Origin of the sequence: Nocardioides jiangsuensis (assembly GCF_019679455.1) — a bacterium.
In the GTDB taxonomy this organism is placed as follows: Bacteria; Actinomycetota; Actinomycetes; order Propionibacteriales; family Nocardioidaceae; genus Nocardioides_C; species Nocardioides_C jiangsuensis.
Genome location: NZ_JAIEZQ010000001.1, coordinates 1655639 through 1671537, shown reverse-complemented (window position 1 = coordinate 1671537; position 15899 = coordinate 1655639). Strand labels below are relative to the sequence as shown.

The 15899-nt window shown below is 69.0% G+C and carries 16 protein-coding genes; 1 reads left to right on the top strand and 15 read right to left on the bottom strand.

Going from position 1 to position 15899, the window contains the following annotated elements:
• Window positions 1–4: 4 nt before the first annotated feature.
• From K1X13_RS07885 to rplJ, 13 genes are all read right to left on the bottom strand, one after another.
• The gene (locus K1X13_RS07885; RefSeq protein WP_221024376.1) at window positions 5–565 is read right to left on the bottom strand and encodes an Rv1363c family protein; all 561 of its coding nucleotides are present in this window, start codon (window positions 563–565) and stop codon (window positions 5–7) included.
• A complete protein-coding gene (locus K1X13_RS07880) occupies window positions 562–1857 on the bottom strand; it encodes an MCE family protein (RefSeq protein WP_221024375.1) in 1296 nt (431 codons plus the stop codon). The genes K1X13_RS07885 and K1X13_RS07880 overlap by 4 nt, the downstream gene beginning before the upstream one ends.
• Window positions 1854–3284, bottom strand: a complete 1431-nt coding sequence (locus tag K1X13_RS07875; RefSeq protein WP_221024374.1) for an MCE family protein — start codon at window positions 3282–3284, stop codon at window positions 1854–1856. The genes K1X13_RS07880 and K1X13_RS07875 overlap by 4 nt, the downstream gene beginning before the upstream one ends.
• Complete coding sequence (locus K1X13_RS07870) at window positions 3284–4453, bottom strand: MCE family protein (RefSeq protein ID WP_221024373.1); 1170 nt, start codon at window positions 4451–4453, stop codon at window positions 3284–3286. The genes K1X13_RS07875 and K1X13_RS07870 overlap by 1 nt, the downstream gene beginning before the upstream one ends.
• A 1-nt stretch (window position 4454) precedes the next feature.
• Window positions 4455–5426, bottom strand: a complete 972-nt coding sequence (locus K1X13_RS07865) for an MCE family protein (protein ID WP_221024372.1) — start codon at window positions 5424–5426, stop codon at window positions 4455–4457.
• A complete protein-coding gene (locus K1X13_RS07860; RefSeq protein ID WP_221024371.1) occupies window positions 5423–6457 on the bottom strand; it encodes an MCE family protein in 1035 nt (344 codons plus the stop codon). Before K1X13_RS07860 ends, K1X13_RS07865 begins: the two co-directional genes overlap by 4 nt.
• A complete protein-coding gene (locus tag K1X13_RS07855; protein ID WP_221024370.1) occupies window positions 6454–7755 on the bottom strand; it encodes an MCE family protein in 1302 nt (433 codons plus the stop codon). Before K1X13_RS07855 ends, K1X13_RS07860 begins: the two co-directional genes overlap by 4 nt.
• Window positions 7752–9059 (bottom strand): MCE family protein, encoded by a 1308-nt coding sequence (locus K1X13_RS07850; RefSeq protein ID WP_221024369.1) that lies wholly within the window; start codon window positions 9057–9059, stop codon window positions 7752–7754. Before K1X13_RS07850 ends, K1X13_RS07855 begins: the two co-directional genes overlap by 4 nt.
• A gap of 5 nt (window positions 9060–9064) precedes the next feature.
• A complete protein-coding gene (locus tag K1X13_RS07845; RefSeq protein ID WP_221024652.1) occupies window positions 9065–9895 on the bottom strand; it encodes an MlaE family ABC transporter permease in 831 nt (276 codons plus the stop codon).
• Between the two features lie 14 nt (window positions 9896–9909).
• Window positions 9910–10695 carry an MlaE family ABC transporter permease gene (locus K1X13_RS07840; RefSeq protein WP_221024368.1) on the bottom strand — a complete coding sequence of 262 codons (786 nt, stop codon included), beginning with the start codon at window positions 10693–10695 and terminating at the stop codon, window positions 9910–9912.
• Between the two features lie 3 nt (window positions 10696–10698).
• Window positions 10699–11652, bottom strand: coding sequence for an ABC transporter ATP-binding protein (locus tag K1X13_RS07835; protein WP_221024367.1), 954 nt, complete (start codon window positions 11650–11652; stop codon window positions 10699–10701).
• 314 nt (window positions 11653–11966) lie between these two features.
• On the bottom strand, window positions 11967–12356 hold the full coding sequence (gene rplL, locus K1X13_RS07830; protein WP_221024366.1) for a 50S ribosomal protein L7/L12: 390 nt from the start codon (window positions 12354–12356) through the stop codon (window positions 11967–11969).
• A gap of 75 nt (window positions 12357–12431) precedes the next feature.
• Window positions 12432–13106, bottom strand: coding sequence for a 50S ribosomal protein L10 (gene rplJ / locus K1X13_RS07825; RefSeq protein WP_221024365.1), 675 nt, complete (start codon window positions 13104–13106; stop codon window positions 12432–12434).
• Between the two features lie 394 nt (window positions 13107–13500).
• On the opposite strand from rplJ, the gene K1X13_RS07820 reads away from it, so the two are divergent.
• Window positions 13501–14502, top strand: coding sequence for a DnaB-like helicase C-terminal domain-containing protein (locus tag K1X13_RS07820; protein WP_221024364.1), 1002 nt, complete (start codon window positions 13501–13503; stop codon window positions 14500–14502).
• Window positions 14503–14619: 117 nt separating this feature from the next.
• Here the strand turns inward: K1X13_RS07820 and rplA are convergent, their stop codons facing one another.
• Both rplA and rplK read right to left on the bottom strand, forming a co-directional pair.
• On the bottom strand, window positions 14620–15333 hold the full coding sequence (gene rplA / locus K1X13_RS07815; protein WP_221024363.1) for a 50S ribosomal protein L1: 714 nt from the start codon (window positions 15331–15333) through the stop codon (window positions 14620–14622).
• Window positions 15334–15434: 101 nt separating this feature from the next.
• Window positions 15435–15863 (bottom strand): 50S ribosomal protein L11, encoded by a 429-nt coding sequence (gene rplK, locus K1X13_RS07810; protein ID WP_221024362.1) that lies wholly within the window; start codon window positions 15861–15863, stop codon window positions 15435–15437.
• Window positions 15864–15899 lie beyond the last annotated feature (36 nt).

The following is a 15899-nucleotide window of genomic DNA, read 5'->3' as shown; positions in this document are numbered from 1 at the left end:
TCCCTCAGGCGACCGGCGTGAAGTCGTCGACGAGCCAGGTGCCGTCGACCTTGACCAGCGCGACCTCCCACCGGAAGTGGCGCTGCCGGTTGTCGAACACGGTCTTCACGTCGGCGTCGGCGACCACGAGCACCCGGGCGGAGTCGTCGTCGACGGTGGCCACCCCCGAGGCGAGCACCGTTCCCTTCGAGTCCATCTGGGCCTGCTGGACCGACGCGACGATGTCCTCCATCGCCTTGGCGAACTCGGTCTGGAACTTGGTGCTGAGCATCCGGCTGACCGTGGACTGGTAGTCCTCGACCGACTCGGAGTCGTAGTTGTTCACCGAGACCGTGAACTGCTCGGCCACCCGGGCCACGTCGGCCCGCGTCTCGAGCTCGGCGTCGGACTCCCTGAGCTGCTGGAAGCTCCACAGGCCGACGCCCGCGGAGACCACGAGCAGGACGGTGAGCACGACCGCCATCGTCCGCCGCAGCGACGCGGACAGGACCGGGCGTCGCGACTCCCGGCCGACCGGGTCGTCGTCGTGGCTCTCGGTGCCCGCGTGGGGCTGGTCGTGGGTCATGGTCGCTCCTGCTGCCCGGCCAGCGGCTGGAGGAGCAGCCACTTCCAGGACTCCTCGCCGAACGCGGAGGCGGCACCGCCGGTGTAGCTGATCGCGTCGCTCGGGCTCTCGTCGGTGTACTGGACCTTCCCCGTCCCGGCATCGTACGCGGCCACCACAGGGGCCCGGTACGCTGTGCCGGCTCGGGGGGCGTTCTGCGCGCCTCGGGCGTTGGACTGCGCCTGCGGCTCGGTGCAGCGGGCGTCCTCGTTCATCGGGCGGTCCGAGGTGTCCTGCGGCTCGCGGACGTCGGTGCTCTCGTAGCCCTCCCGGCAGACCTTGGGCTCCTCGGTGAGGACCATCCCGAAGTGGGCGTCGTACAGGCCGCTCTGCGGGTCCTTGGCGACCACCGTGTAGCCGCCCTCGACGACGTACGGGTAGAGCACGAGGATCTGCTCGATGCCGTCGAGGTGGGCCACGGTGACCTCGCCGGTGGTGATCAGGTTGTTGATCAGCTGGCCGAGGTTGACCTCGTTCTCCTCGATGAACCGGCGCAGCTCGTTCGCCGTGGCGCTGCCGTTGGCGATCACGCGGCGCAGGTCGCCGTCGCTGGCGACGAGCGTGTCGGAGAGCAGCGCGAGGTCGCGGGCGAAGCTCTGGATGTCCGACGCGCTGTCGCGCTGGGTCCGGAGCACGGTGTTGCTGTCGCGGATCAGGGCCGAGGTGATCTTGAAGTTGTCGTTCGCGGTCTCGATGAACGAGTTCGACGTGTCGATGATCTGGCCGAGGTCGTCACCGGTGCCGTTGAACGCCTTGCCCATCTCGGAGACCACGGTGCGCAGGCTGTCCTTGTCGACCGAGTTCACCATCTTGTCGAGGTCGACGAGCAGCTTCGTGGTCGGGATCGGCGTCTCGGTCTGGTCCATGGCGATCTCGGAGTCCTCGCCGAGGTACGGGCCGGAGTCGGTGTTGGGCTGGAGCTCGACGTACTGCTCCCCCACCGCCGAACGGTTGCCGACGAGTGCCTTGGTGTCGAGCGGGATCTTCTCGCTGTCGTCGTCGATGTCGAGGAGGACGTCGACGCCGTCCTCGGTGAGCACCATGTCGCCGACCTGGCCGACGCTGACGCCGCGGTAGGAGACCTCGGCGCCCTCGAAGATGCCGCCGGAGTCGGCGAAGTGCGCCACGACCCGGTAGGAGTCGTCGAAGACGAGCCGGTCGAGCCGGGCGTAGCGGGCGCCGACGTACGCGACGCCGACCAGCGTGATCAGCACGAAGACGATGAGCTGCAGCTTGGTCCGCTGGGTGATCATCGCTGCACCATCCCCTGGGTCAGCAGCACGCTGAGAGTCGGGTCGTAGCCGAGGTCCGCGAAGCTGGTCATGGTGTCCCGCGGCCCGCCCGAGCCGCCGGAGCCGGCCGCGCCGCCGGGCGCCGTCCGGCACAGCAGCGGGATGCCGCAGTCGCCGGAGCCGTCGCCGCCGGTCCCGCCGGTGCCGCCGTCGCCGGACCCTCCGTCACCGCCGCCGGTCCCGCCGGAGCCGTCGCCGGTCAGGTCGGGGTTCTCCACGGTGGGGACCGGCACGTTCGGCAGGTTGTCCCCGGTGTCCTCGAGGGTGTCGCAGATCGGCTTGGCCGGGGTCTTCCGGCACTGCTCGACCAGGTCAGGGAGCGGGATCTCCGGTGCGCCGGGCAGGCCGGGGACGTCGGGCAGGCCCTGGGTCAGGTCGATGTCGGTCTGGATCGAGAGGTTTGTGTAGTCACCCATGTGCAGGTTCGCCGCCTGGACCGGGTTGCGCCCGACCACCTCGTCGACGAACGGGTAGGTGAGGAAGACCTGGAACGCCTTGGGCAGCGCGTCCCCGGCGTCGGCGAGCTTGGTGAGCACCGGGTCGAGCAGCTCGAGGCTGTTGATCGTGGCCGTCTTGGACCGCCGGATCACGTCGGTGCCGACCGCGCTGAGCTCGTCGAGCGCGCGCAGCATCTTCACCAGGTCGTCGCGCTGCCGGTCGATCGAGGCGAGCGCCTGGGGCATCTCGTCGAGGGCGAGCTCGATCGAGCCGCGCTGCTTGTTGATCGAGACCGCGAGCCGGTTGAGGCTCTCGATCGCCTCGACGATGTCCTGCTTGTTCCGGTCGAGCTGGCCCATGAACGTGTCGAGCTGCCGGAGCACCGACTTCACGTCGCTCTCCCGACCGTCCAGGGCCTTGTTGAGCTCGGTGGCGATGGTCTTGAGCTGGGCCACCCCGCCGCCGTTGAGCAGCAGCGACATCGCGCCGAGCACCTCCTCCACCTCAGGGTTGCGGCCACTGCTCTCGAGCGGGATCAGCTCGCCGTCGGAGAGCAGGTCCCGGCTCGCCCCGGTCTCGGGGGCCTCGAGCGAGACGAACTTCTCGCCGAGCAGGCTGGTCTGCCGGATCTCGGCCAGCGAGTTCTGGGGCAGCTTCACGTCCTCGCGCAACAGCAGGGTGACCTCGGCGGTGAACCCGTCGACCTCGATGTCGTCGACCTTGCCCACGGTCACGTCGTTGACCTTGACCGCGGACTGCGGGACCAGGTCGAGCACGTCACGGAACTGCACGCGCACGGAGTAGGGGTCGTCCCCGAGGTCCGCACCGCCCGGGAGCGGCAGGTCGTAGACGCTGAAGTCGCAGCCGCTCAGCGCGAGGGCGCCGACGCAGGCCAGCGCGGCGACGCGTCCGGCCCGGGTGCGGTGGGTGCGGGGGGTGGTGCGGCGCATCACTTCACCTCCACGAGGCCGGCCAGGGACTTGTCGACGATCTCCACGGGGACCCTCTCGGTCGGTCTGTCCTGCGGGGCGCCCCGGTCGAGGGCGGCGGCCCGCGGGAGCGCCTCCCGCACCGCCGAGCAGGACTCGCCGCTCGGGTCGGCCTGCCGGAGCACCGAGCACAGGAACGCGGCCGGGTCGGACTCGATCTGGCCCCCGAGCTCACCCTGGTTGGCCCGGGTGTCGAGCGTGCCGGTGTCGGGGTTGTAGGTGAGGAACAGGTTGTTCAGCGTCAGCGGCGCCACGTCGAGCACCTCCGACAGCGCGTCGCGCTGCTTGACGAGGATCTTCGTGACCCGGTTCAGCCCGTCGATGTTCTCGGTCAGCGCGGAGCGGTTCTCCCGGACGAAGCCGGAGACCTCCTGCATCGCGACCCCGAGGTTGCGCAGCGAGGCGGCCAGGTCGTCCCGCTCCCCCTCGAGCACGTCGGCCGCGGCCGCGAGCGACTGGTTGAACCGCCGGACCGTCTGGTCGTTGCGCGCGAGCGCGCCGACGAAGCGCTGGATCTGCTGCGCGGTCCCGAAGAGCTCCTCCTTGTTGTTCTCCAGGGTGCCGGTGAGCTTGCCGAGGTCCTGGATGGTCTGGTTGAACTGCTCGCCCTGCCCGGCGAAGTTGCGCGCGGTCGAGTCGAGGAGCCGGGTCAGGGCACCCTCCTTGTTGGCGCCCTCGGGGCCCAGCGCGACGGTGAGGTCGTCGATGCTCCGGTAGATCTCGTCGAGCTCGAGCGGGGTCGAGGTGGACTCGGCGTCGATCGTGGCGTCGTCGGCCATCACGTCACCGCCCTGGAAGACCGGGGTGAGCTGGACGAACCGGTCGCCCACGATCGCCGGGGAGATGATGATCGCCTTGGCGTCCGCGGGGACCTTGTACTGGGCGTCGTACCACATCTTCACGGTCACGTCGGTGCCCGACGGGGTCACGCTCTCGACCTCGCCGACCGGGACGCCGAGGATCCGCACGTCGGAGCCCTCGTAGAGCGAGACGGTCCGCGGGAAGCTCGCGGTGACGTACTTCTTCTCCTCGCCGGGGAGCAGGGTCAGCGTGGCGGCGACCAGGACGGCCGCGACGGCGACCAGCGAGAGGATGCGGGTCAGCCCGCCCAGCTTCGAGACGGCACTCATGTCAGTTCCCTCCGATCTGGGGCACGGGCGGAAGGTTCTGGATGTAGGTGTCGAACCACGGACCGGTGCCGAGGGTGTTCGCGAACACCCGGTAGAACGGCGCCATCAGCCGCAGGCTGTTGTCGAGGTTCTCCTGGTTCCGGTTGAGCATGTCGACCACGCTGTCGAGGTTGTCCAGCGCGGGCTTGAGGTCGGCCCGGGTCTGGCGCACCAGGAGCGTGAGCTCCCGGGAGAGCTGGCTGGTGGCCACGAGCAGGTTGTGCACCGCCTCGCGCCGGGCGACGAGCGCGCGGAACAGCTTGTCGCCGTCCTCCATCAGCGTGACCAGGTCGCCGTTGCGGTCCGCGAGGACCTTCGACACCTTCTGCATGTTGCCGAGCAGCTCGTTGAGCTGGGCGTCGCGGGCCGCGATGTTCTGCGACAGCGCGGACATCCCGCGCAGCGCGCCCCGGAACTCCTCGGGGGTGTCCTGCATGAGCGTGGACAGGGTGTCGAGGGAGGTGGCGAGACGGTCGGTGTCGATCCGCTCGGAGGTGCTGGCCAGCCCCTCGAACGCGTCGACGACGTCGTACGGCGACGTGGTGCGCTCCCGCGGGATCTCCGCGCCCTCCTCGAGCTGACCGGAGCCCGCCGGGTCGAGCGCGAGGTACATGGCGCCGAGGAGCGTCTTCACCTTGATGTTCGCCGCGGTCTCGGCACCGAAGTCGACGCCGCGCTCGACGGTGAACTCGACGCGCACGTGGTCGCCGTCGAGGTCGACGCTCTGCACCTTGCCGACCCGGACGCCGGCCACGCGCACCTCGTCGTTGGCCTTGAGGCCACCGGCCTCGCTGAAGGCCGCGTAGTAGGTGTCGCCGCCGCCGATCAGCGGCAGGTCCTCGGCGCGGAAGGCGGCCATGATCATCGCGGTGATCACGGCGAGGCTGACCGCGCCGACGATCACGGGGTTCCGCTCGCGGAAGGGGACGCTCATCCGAGATCACACCTCGCCGAGTCGGTGCTGTAGTCGACCGGGACGGTGGTCCCGCCGGGGAGCTTGACCCGGCCGTCGAAGTTGCACAGGTAGAAGTTGAACCAGGAGCCGTAGGTCGCGGTCGCGCCGATCTTGTTCAGCTTGATCGGCAGCACCTTGATCGCCCGGTCGAGCTCCCCCTTGTTCGCGTCGAGGGTGCCCGTCAGGCGGCGCAGCTCGCTGACGTCCTTGGCCAGCGGCTTCCGGATCCCGGTCACCAGGCCCGACGTCTCGACGGCGAGCTCTGAGATGGAGTCGAGCGACCCGAGGATCGCCTCGCGGTCCTGGGACAGACCGGAGACGAACTCGCGCAGCCGGATCAGCAGGCTGGACAGCTCGTCGTCCCGGTCGCCCAGCGTCACCATGACCTCGTTGAGGTTGGTGATCAGCTGCCCGATGATCTGGTCGCGGCTGGCCAGCGTGCTGGTCACCGAGGCGGTGTGCGCGAGCAGGCTCTCGAGCGTGCCACCCTCGCCCTGGAAGACCGCGATGATCTCGTAGGAGAGCTTGTTGATGTCCTCCGGCGAGAGCGCCTCGAACAGCGGCTTGAAGCCGTTGAACAGCACGGTCAGGTCGAGCGCCGGCGTGGTCTGCTCGAGCGGGATGGTGTCGCCGTCCGCGAGCAGCGACGGTGAACCCGCCCCGGGGGTCAGCGCGATGTAGCGCTGACCGACCAGGTTGCGGTACCGGATCTGCGCCTGGGTGCTCCGGGCGAGCTGCGAGTCGGCGTCGACCTTGAACGTGACCAGCGCCTTGTCCTTGTCGACGATCTCGACGTCCTCGACGTTGCCCACCTTGACGCCGGCGATCCGCACGTCGTCGCCGTTCACGACGCCGGTGGCGTCGCTGAAGACCGCCTTGTACTCCTTCATCGCCGAGAACGACAGGTTGCCGATCGTGATCACGAGGAGGCTGGTCGCGACCGTGGTGACCACGATGAACACCATCAGCTTGACCGCGTCGCTCGCGGTCCTCTTGTCCAGGAGGCTCATCGCACGCTCACCTCCGTCCCGCGGGCCAGGGGGCCGAGGAGCAGTGTCGCCACGTCGGGCACGTCATCGGTGGGAACTCCCATCACGGGGGCGGCAAGGGCTGCGACGACCGAGCGCTCGGCCGCCGTCCCGGCGAAGCCGGAGGTGAGGTCGAGAGCGGGGGCGGGGCGGCGTCGGAACTTCACGTGCGGGTCCTCCACGCCGTCGTCCACCTCGGACATCCGGGGCTGGGGGCCGGGGTTGGCCTGGGAGTACGGCGGGCTCGGGAGCGTCTCGCAGTGCGGGCCGTTGTTCGCGTCGTACTCCGGGTCGTCGGCGGTGCCGTAGCCGGTCGGCTGCTTCTTGAGCGTCTCGAGGTTGATGTGCAGGGTGTGTCCGCGCCAGCCGCTGTTCATCCGGGGGATCCAGTCCGCCATCCCCTCGAGCAGGCAGGGGTACTGCGGGGCGTACTCGGCGAACAGCGGGAGCTGGGCCTCGCTCACCTCGCCGAGCCGGATGATGTTCTCGCCGTTCTGCTCCAGGAAGTCCCGCGACGTGGTGGAGAACCCGGCGACGTCGTTGAACAGCGCCTGGATCTTCGCCTCCTGCTCCACGAACGTGTTCCCGGTCGTCACGCCGTTGCGCAGCAGCCGGGCCAGCTCGGGCATCACACCGGCGTAGTCGTCGGACACCTGGGACAGCAGCCGCAGGTCCTCGATGAGCTCCGGCAGCTGCGGGTTGGTGCGCTCGAGGTAGCGGTCGAGCACGACCAGGTTGTTGCCGATCGCCTCGCCCCGGCCCTCGAGCGCGTCGGCGATCGCGGTCAGCGTGTAGTTCAGCTCGGCCGGCTGGACCGTGCGCAGGAACGGGTAGAGGTCGTTGAGCAGCTTCTCGACCTCGATCGAGACCTCCGCCTCCTCGATCACGTCGTCGGCCGCGATCGGCTCGGCGTCCGGCCGGGCGGGGACCTGGAGGGCGACGTACTTCTCGCCGAACAGGGTCTTGGGGATGATCCGCGCCGTCACGTTGGCCGGGATGGTCTCGGTCTTCGCCGGGTCGAGCGCGAGCTCGAGGCGGGCCCCTTCGCCGTCGGAGGCGATCTCGCGCACCTCCCCCACGATCACGCCACGGATCTTGACGTCGGCCAGAGCGGGCAGCTGCAGGCCGATGTTGGAGGTCTTCAGGGTCACGGGGACGACGTCGACGAACTTCTTGGTGAAGATCGCGTACGTCCCCCACACGAACGTGAGCAGCAGGACGAGGAAGGCCACGCCGAGCACCCGGTTGGAGCCGGCGGCGAACACGGAACGGACGCTCATCGCGCGGCCACCTCCGTCCCGCGGGCCAGCGGCGCGAACAGCAGCGACGCCACGTCGGGAACCTCCGCGGCCGGCATCCCGAGCACCGGACCGGCCACGGAGTTCACCACGCCGCGCTCGGCGGCGGTGCCCGCGAAGCCGGAGGTGAGGTCGAGCGTGGGAGCCACCCGCTGCTTGCCGGTCGGCTCGTCGACGCCGTCGACGATGTCGGGCACCAGCGCGTCCGGCGGGAGGTTGTCCTGGGTCCACGGCGGGTTCGGCAGGTTGTTGCAGGCCGGGCCGCGCCGGTCGCCGTACACCGCCTGGTCCTGGGCGCCGTAGCCCCGGGGCTGCTTGCGCAGGGTCTCGAGGTTGATGTGCAGGGTGTACCCGCGGAAGGCCTCCGCCTGCATGGGGCCGATGCCCACGATGCCTCCCAGCAGGCAGGGGTACTCGGGCGCGTACTTCGCGAACACCGGAAGCTGTGCGGCGCCGAGCTCACCGAGCCGGATGATGTTCTCGCCGTTCTGCTCCAGGAAGTCCTTCGACGTCGACGAGAGGCTCGCCACGTCCTCGAACAGGGACTTGATCTTCTGCTCCTTCTCGATGAACGTGGCGCCCGTCGTCACGCTGTTGCGCAGCGTCCGGGCGATCTCGGGGACCGCGGAGCGGTACACGTCCGAGACCTCGCTGAGCAGCCGCAGGTCCTCGACCAGCTCCGGCAGCTGCGGGTTGGTGCGCTCGAGGTAGCCGTCCAGGACGGCCAGGTTGTTGCCGATCGCCTCGCCCCGGCCCTCGAGCGCGTCGGCGATCGCGGTCAGCGTGTAGTTCAGCTCGGCCGGCTGGACCGTGCGCAGGAACGGGTAGAGGTCGTTGAGCACCCGCTCCACCTCGATGCTGACCTCGCTCTGCTCGATCACGTCGCCGGCCGCGATCGGCTCGGTGTCCGGCCGCGCGGGCAGCTGGAGGGCGACGTACTTCTCGCCGAACAGGGTCTTGGGGATGATCCGCGCCGTCACGTTCGCGGGGATGGTGTCGATCGAGTCGGGGAAGAGGCCCAGCGTGAGCGTGGCCCCCTCCCGGGTCGCCTCGGTCGCGAGCACCTCCCCCACCTGGACGCCGCGGATCTTCACGTCGGCGCGCGCGCCGAGCTGCAGGCCGATCTTGGAGGACCGGAGCGCCACCTCGTCGTACTCGGTGAACTTCTTGTTGAAGATGGCGTACGTCAGCCAGCCGAAGAGCAGCAGGAGGGCGAGGAAGGCCACGCCGAACGCCCGGTGCTCGAGCGCGACGGCCAGCTTGAAGCCTCTGGACTGACGGTTCATGACAGCTACCCCGCCAGCCTGACGGTGGTGGTGGTGCCCCAGATCGCCATGGACAGGAACAGGTCGATCACGTTGATGGCGACGATGGAGGTCCGCACGGCGCGGCCCACGGCCAGGCCCACTCCGGCGGGGCCGCCGCTGGCGTTGTAGCCGTGGTAGCAGTGGATGAGGATCACGACGACGGCGAAGACGAGCACCTTGCCGAAGGACCACAGGACGTCGCCCGGCGGCAGGAAGGCGTTGAAGTAGTGGTCGTAGGTGCCCGCGCTCTGCCCGAAGAACTGCGTGACGGTCAGCCGGGTGGCGAAGTACGACGAGAGCAGGCCCACCACGTAGAGCGGGACGATCGCGATCAGCCCGGCGATGATCCGGGTGGTGACCAGGAACGGCAGCGACGGGATCGCCATCACCTCGAGCGCGTCGACCTCCTCGGAGATCCGCATCGCGCCGAGCTGGGCGGTGAACCCGCAGCCCACCGTCGCGGCGAGCGCGATCCCGGCCACCAGCGGCGAGATCTCGCGGGTGTTGAAGTAGGCGGAGACGAAGCCGGAGAACGCCGCGGTGCCGATCTGGTTCAGCGCGGCGTAGCCCTGGAGGCCCACCTCGGTGCCGGTGAAGAACGCCATCGCGGTGATCACGCCGACGGTGCCGCCGATCACGGCGAGCGCGCCGGAGCCGAGGGTGACCTCCGCGAGGAGACGCAGGATCTCCTTCTTGTAGCGGCGGACGGTGCGCGGCGTCCACGCGATCGCCTTCACGTAGAAGGCCAGCTCCGCGCCGAGGCCGTCGAGCGACCTCAGCGGCTTCTGGTAGATCGACCGCAGGGTCGTTCCCATACTCGACATGGCGATCAACCTGTCTTCGGCGGGACGAGCTGGAAGTAGATCGCGCTCATCACGAAGTTGACGACGAACAGGAGCATGAAGGTGATGACGACCGCCTCGTTCACGGCGTCACCGACGCCCTTCGGGCCACCCGCGGCGTTCATCCCCTTGTAGGCGGCGACGATCGCGGCGATCAGTCCGAAGACGAGCGCCTTCGCCATGCCCTGCCACAGGTCCGGTAGCTGGGCGAGCGCGGTGAAGCTCGCGAGGTAGGCGCCCGGGGTGCCGTCCTGGAGGACCACGTTGAACACGTAGCCACCGGCCACCCCCACCACGCTGACCAGGCCGTTGAGGAAGACCGCGACGAGCATGGTGGCGAGCACGCGGGGTACGACGAGCCGCTGGATCGGGTCGATGCCGAGCACCATCATCGCGTCGAGCTCCTCGCGGATCTTCCGCGCGCCGAGGTCGGCGGCGATCGCGGACCCGCCGGCGCCGGCGATCAGCAGCGACGTGGCGATCGGCCCGGCCTCGCGGACCACGGCCAGCACCGCGGCGGAGCCGGTGAACGACTGGGCACCGAACTGCTTGATCAGACCGCCGACCTGGAGCGCGATGACCGCACCGAACGGGATCGCGACGAGGGCCGTCGGGACGATCGTGACCGAGGCGATGAACCAGGCCTGCTGCAGGAACTCCCGCAGCTGGAAGGGGCGCTTGAAGAGCCCGCGCGCCACGTCGAGACCGAAGGCGAAGAGCTTGCCCGCGGTGCCGACCGGTGCGAGGACCTTCGACGAGGTGATCGAGGACATCGGTCAGGCCCCGGTCGCCAGGGACATGTTCTGGTCGAACGACCCGGGCGGCGGGGTCACCCCGTGCTCTCGGCACCAGGCCCCCGGCTCGCGCTGGCTGCGCCGGGCGATGCCGTTCGAGGGCTCGAGCTGCATCGGGATCGGCGGCAGCGGCGGGAGCTCCTGGTCCTTCTCCTGCGCGAGCTCGTCGGCGTCCTTCTCCTCGGACATGCCGATCGGGCCGACACGCTGGGCGTTGAGGAACTGCCGGACCACCGGCTCCTCGCTGGAGAGCAGCATCTCCCGCGGGCCGAACATGGCGAGGTGCTTGTGGTAGAGCAGGCCGATGTTGTCCGGCACGGTCCGGGCCGTGTTGATGTCGTGGGTGACGATCAGGAACGTCGCGTCGATCTGCGCGTTGAGGTCCACGATCAGCTGGTTGAGGAACGCCGTACGCACCGGGTCCAGACCGGAGTCGGGCTCGTCGAAGAGGACGATCTCGGGGTCGAGCACGAGGGCGCGGGCCAGGCCGGCGCGCTTGCGCATACCGCCGGAGATCTCGCCGGGCAGCTTGTCCTCGGCACCGATGAGCCCGACCAGGTCCATCTTCTCCATGACGATCTTGTGGATGTCGGACTCGGACTTCTTGGTGTGCTCGCGCAGCGGGAAGGCGACGTTGTCGTACAGGTTCATCGACCCGAACATCGCGCCGTCCTGGAACAGCACGCCGAAGAGCTTGCGGATCTCGTAGAGGTCCTTCTCCGAGCAGCTCGCGATGTCGAGACCCTCGATCACGATGCTGCCCCGGTCGGGCTTGAGCAGCCCGATGATGGTCTTGAGGAAGACCGACTTGCCGGTGCCGGACGGACCGAGCATCACGCAGATCTCGCCCGCCGGGATGGTCAGGGAGACGTCACCCCAGATCAGCTGCTTTCCGAAGGACTTCGTGAGCCCGTCCACCTTGATCTCGACGCCCACGCGCCCTCCCTTGTCCGACGTAGTGGCCCGAAAGCCGCGGGTAGCCACAAGGTGCCCCCTCCGGCACCTTCTGCCCTTCCCTACCAACGAGTAAACGCGCGTCGAGTTACGCGGCAGACCTTCAAACGTCACCTCCGTGCCACATCGGTCACACCCGGCACGATCGGCACACGGGCGGGCGGGGGCCTGGGTGCCCGCGGCACCCGGCCGGGGCAGCGCGGGGAACGCGGTGGAACGCGAAGACGGCGGCCGCCCCCGAAGGGACGACCGCCGTCTCGGCGATGCGGTCTAGGACCGCGAGGCGTCAGCCAAGGTCACTTGACCGTCACCTTGGCGCCGGCGCCCTCGAGGGACTCCTTGGCCTTCTCGGCGGCTTCCTTGTTGACCTTCTCGAGGATGGCCTTGGGCGCGGACTCCACGAGCTCCTTGGCCTCCTTGAGACCGAGGCTGGTGAGCGCGCGCACCTCCTTGATGACGTTGATCTTCTTCTCGCCGGCAGCCTCGAGGACGACGTCGAACTCGTCCTGCTCCTCGACAGCGGCAGCCTCACCGGCGCCACCGGCGGCCGGGGCGGCGGCAGCGGCGACGGGGGCAGCGGCGGTGACGCCGAAGGTGTCTTCGAACTGCTTCACGAACTCGCTGAGCTCGAGGAGGGTCATCTCCTTGAAAGCGTCGAGCAGCTCGTCGGTGGTGAGCTTCGCCATGGTGGCGTTTCCTTCCGTGTGACTGACCCCCGCGTCTGCGGGGATCGGGTGTGGGTGTTGGTCGGCCCGGGCCTGTTAAGCCTCGGTGGTCTCCTCGGAGGCGGCGTCAGCCGACTCCTCGGCCGCGGGAGCCTCGTCAGTGACCGGGGCCTCCGCGGTGTCCTCCTCGGCCTCGTTCGAGGCGTCATCCGACGCGGTTGCCGGCTCGCCGGCACCACCCTGGAGGATCGACGGGTCCTGCTGAGCCTTCTCCTGCAGCGCACCCGCGAGACGGGCGGCCTGGGAGAGAGGCGCGTTGAGCAGGTAGACGGCCTGGCTGAGCGATGCCAGCATCGCGCCCGCGAGCTTGCCGAGGAGAACCTCGCGCGACTCGAGGTCAGCGATCTTGGCGATCTCCGTCGCGTCGAGCGGCTTGCCGTCCAGGACGCCGCCCTTGATCACGAGAGAGGGGTTTGCCTTGGCAAAGTCACGCAGACCCTTGGCTGCCTCGACCACGTCGCCGTTGATGAAGGCGATGGCGGTCGGTCCGGTGAGCAGGGCGTCGAATCCCTCGACACCCGCCTCGGAGGCGGCCAGCTGGGTGAGCGTGTTCTTGACCACGGCGTAAGAGGCGTTCTCGCCGAGAGCGCGCCGCAGGTCCTGCAGCTGCTTAACGGTGAGACCGCGGTACTCGGTCAGCACAGCACCTGCAGAGTCCTGGAACGACTCCACGAGCTCTGCGACGGCTGCTGTCTTGTCTGGCCGCGCCATGGGTCTCCTTCCGCGTACACGAACGCCGTGGGGATCACGGCCGTTCATCGACACTTGTTGCGAACGTGTCCGGAGGCCGCGTCGTGGACCGGGAAGAAAAAACGCCCTGGCACAGGAGGCACAGGGCGTACGTCGACCGCTCGGGTCGGAAGTCACTCGGTGTCACCTGCGCAGGCCGCCCGCTTCGCGGGACCTTCAGTCGGGCACCTCGACCCGGAAGGGTCAGGGCACGCCGACGACCGGCGGTCTCTGGTTTCAGCGAGAACTCTAGGGGACACCGGCGTCGTCCTCCAAATCGGGGCCAGCGCTCCCGGGGCCCCGTGGGCCACTCCCCCGGGTGACGGATTCCGGCAAAGGCCCCACAGCAGCCCGGAGCCGGTGCTTCCATGAACAGATGGACCTTTCGCTTCAGTCCCTCACCGGCGTCCTCGAGCAGGCCGACGGCCGCCTGCGCGCCGGCTCGCACGCCGCCGCCCGGGTCTGGCCGACCGAGTTCGGCGCCCTCGACCGCCACCTCGGCGGCGGCTTCCGCTCCGGTGACCTGATCCTGCTCGCGGGACCGCAGGGCCTCGGCAAGACCACCCTGGCACTCCAGGTGGCCCGCAACGTCGCCCTGTCCGGGCGCTCGGTCCTGTTCTTCTCCTTCGAGCACGACCCGCAGACGCTGCTGATCCGGCTGGTCGCGATGGAGGCGGGGATCCTCAACGACACCGAGGCCCCGAGCCTGAGCCGGGTGCGCGCGTCGTTCGAGGCCGCGGACGGGCGCACGGGCACGATCGCCGAGCGCCTCGCCGACACCGACGGCGGCACGAAGGCGCTGGAGACGGTCGCCGGGTACGCCGACCGGGTGATCCTGCACCGCTCCACGGGGAGCTCGACGACCCTCGACGTGATCCGGGAGGCCGTGGAGGAGGTCAAGCACGAGACCGGCCGGCTGCCGCTCGTCGTGGTCGACTACCTGCAGAAGGTCAAGGTGCCCAACGCGCCCGCGGCGGATGACGACCGGGTCACCGTGGTCGTGGAGGGGCTCAAGGACCTCGCGCTCGACACCGACATCCCGGTCCTGGCGATCGTGGCCGCCGACAAGGAGGGGCTCACCACCGGCAAGCGCCTGCGCGTGAACAACCTGCGCGGCTCCTCGGCCCTCGCCTACGAGGCCGACACCGTGCTGATCCTGAACAACAAGTTCGACGTGGTCGCCCGGCACCACCTCGTCTACGACATCGGCAACGCCGAGCGCTTCAAGCAGTGGGCGGTGCTCAGCATCGAGAAGAACCGCAACGGCAAGGACGGCGTCGACCTCGAGTTCCAGAAGCGGTTCGACCAGGGCCGGTTCGACGCCGAGGGCCAGGGCGTCAAGGAACAGCTCGTCGACGAGCGCGTCTTCGTCGAGTAACCCGGCCCGGCGCATCCTGCCCGGCAGGTGTCGCGGCCACCCGACATGCGACAGGGCCGGTCACCCCTCGCGGGATGACCGGCCCTGTACGTCAGGCTCGTCGCTCGGCTGTGCTGCTCAGGCCTCGTCGTCGGAGGCGACGTTGCGCGTACGGTTCGGGTCGACCTGGACGCCGGGGCCCATCGTCGTGGAGACGGTGACCTTCTTGAGGTAGCGGCCCTTGGAGCTCGACGGCTTCAGACGAAGCACCTCCTCCAGAGCGGCGGCGTAGTTCTCGGCCAGCTGGGCCTCGGAGAACGACGTCTTGCCGATGATGAAGTGCAGGTTCGCGTGCCGGTCGACGCGGAACTCGATCTTGCCGCCCTTGATGTCGGACACGGCCTTGGCCACGTCCGGCGTCACGGTGCCGGTCTTCGGGTTCGGCATGAGGCCACGGGGACCGAGGACGCGACCGAGGCGGCCGACCTTGCCCATCATGTCCGGCGTCGCGACGACGGCGTCGAAGTCGAGCCATCCGCCGTTGACCTTCTCGATGAGCTCGTCGCCACCGACGACGTCGGCGCCTGCCTCGCGAGCGGCCTCGGCCTTCTCGGCGTTGGCGAAGACCAGGACCCGTGCGGTCTTGCCGGTGCCGTGCGGGAGGTTGACCGTGCCGCGGACCATCTGGTCCGCCTTGCGCGGGTCAACGCCGAGGCGCATCGCTACGTCGACGGTCTCGTCGAACTTCTTCTTGCTGCCGGTCTTCGCGATCTTGATGGCCGCGAGGGGGCTGTACAGCTCGTCCTTGTCGAAAGTCTCCGACGCGGCGCGGTACGTCTTGCTGCGCTGCATGACTGGTTTCCCTCTTTCTGTCGGTAGGTACCAGGTGTGGTCGTTGGGGCGCGTCAGCGGCCCTGCCACGGTTTCTGTGGTGCTGTTGGATACGACCGACGTCAGTCGGTGGTGATCCCCATCGAACGGGCGGTGCCCTCGACGATCTTCATCGCCGCGTCGATGTCGTTGGCGTTGAGGTCGGGGAGCTTCGTCGTCGCGATCTCGCGCACCTGGTCCTTGGTCAGCTTGCCGACCTTCTCCTTGTGCGGGACGCCGGAGCCCTTCTGGAGACCCGCCGCCTTCTTGATCAGCTCAGCCGCCGGGGGCGTCTTCGTGATGAAGGTGAACGAGCGGTCCTCGAAGATGGTGATCTCGACGGGGATGACGTTGCCGCGCATCGACTCGGTGGCGGCGTTGTAGGCCTTGCAGAACTCCATGATGTTCACACCGTGGGGACCGAGAGCGGTACCCACCGGAGGTGCAGGAGTTGCCGCCCCGGCCTGCAGCTGCACCTTGACCAGCGCAGCGATCTTCTTCTTGGGAGGCATGTTTCCTTGGGTCCTTACGTGATGTAGCGGTTCTCG

Excerpts from the sequence above, each read along its gene's own strand:
- K1X13_RS07885 (WP_221024376.1), bottom strand. The coding sequence starts at position 565 with ATGACCCACGACCAGCCCCACGCGGGCACCGAGAGCCACGACGACGAC.
- K1X13_RS07880 (WP_221024375.1), bottom strand. The coding sequence starts at position 1,857 with ATGATCACCCAGCGGACCAAGCTGCAGCTCATCGTCTTCGTGCTGATC.
- K1X13_RS07875 (WP_221024374.1), bottom strand. The coding sequence starts at position 3,284 with ATGCGCCGCACCACCCCCCGCACCCACCGCACCCGGGCCGGACGCGTC.
- K1X13_RS07870 (WP_221024373.1), bottom strand. The coding sequence starts at position 4,453 with ATGAGTGCCGTCTCGAAGCTGGGCGGGCTGACCCGCATCCTCTCGCTG.
- K1X13_RS07865 (WP_221024372.1), bottom strand. The coding sequence starts at position 5,426 with ATGAGCGTCCCCTTCCGCGAGCGGAACCCCGTGATCGTCGGCGCGGTC.
- K1X13_RS07860 (WP_221024371.1), bottom strand. The coding sequence starts at position 6,457 with ATGAGCCTCCTGGACAAGAGGACCGCGAGCGACGCGGTCAAGCTGATG.
- K1X13_RS07855 (WP_221024370.1), bottom strand. The coding sequence starts at position 7,755 with ATGAGCGTCCGTTCCGTGTTCGCCGCCGGCTCCAACCGGGTGCTCGGC.
- K1X13_RS07850 (WP_221024369.1), bottom strand. The coding sequence starts at position 9,059 with ATGAACCGTCAGTCCAGAGGCTTCAAGCTGGCCGTCGCGCTCGAGCAC.
- K1X13_RS07845 (WP_221024652.1), bottom strand. The coding sequence starts at position 9,895 with ATGGGAACGACCCTGCGGTCGATCTACCAGAAGCCGCTGAGGTCGCTC.
- K1X13_RS07840 (WP_221024368.1), bottom strand. The coding sequence starts at position 10,695 with ATGTCCTCGATCACCTCGTCGAAGGTCCTCGCACCGGTCGGCACCGCG.
- rplL (WP_221024366.1), bottom strand. The coding sequence starts at position 12,356 with ATGGCGAAGCTCACCACCGACGAGCTGCTCGACGCTTTCAAGGAGATG.
- rplJ (WP_221024365.1), bottom strand. The coding sequence starts at position 13,106 with ATGGCGCGGCCAGACAAGACAGCAGCCGTCGCAGAGCTCGTGGAGTCG.
- K1X13_RS07820 (WP_221024364.1), top strand. The coding sequence starts at position 13,501 with ATGGACCTTTCGCTTCAGTCCCTCACCGGCGTCCTCGAGCAGGCCGAC.
- rplA (WP_221024363.1), bottom strand. The coding sequence starts at position 15,333 with ATGCAGCGCAGCAAGACGTACCGCGCCGCGTCGGAGACTTTCGACAAG.
- rplK (WP_221024362.1), bottom strand. The coding sequence starts at position 15,863 with ATGCCTCCCAAGAAGAAGATCGCTGCGCTGGTCAAGGTGCAGCTGCAG.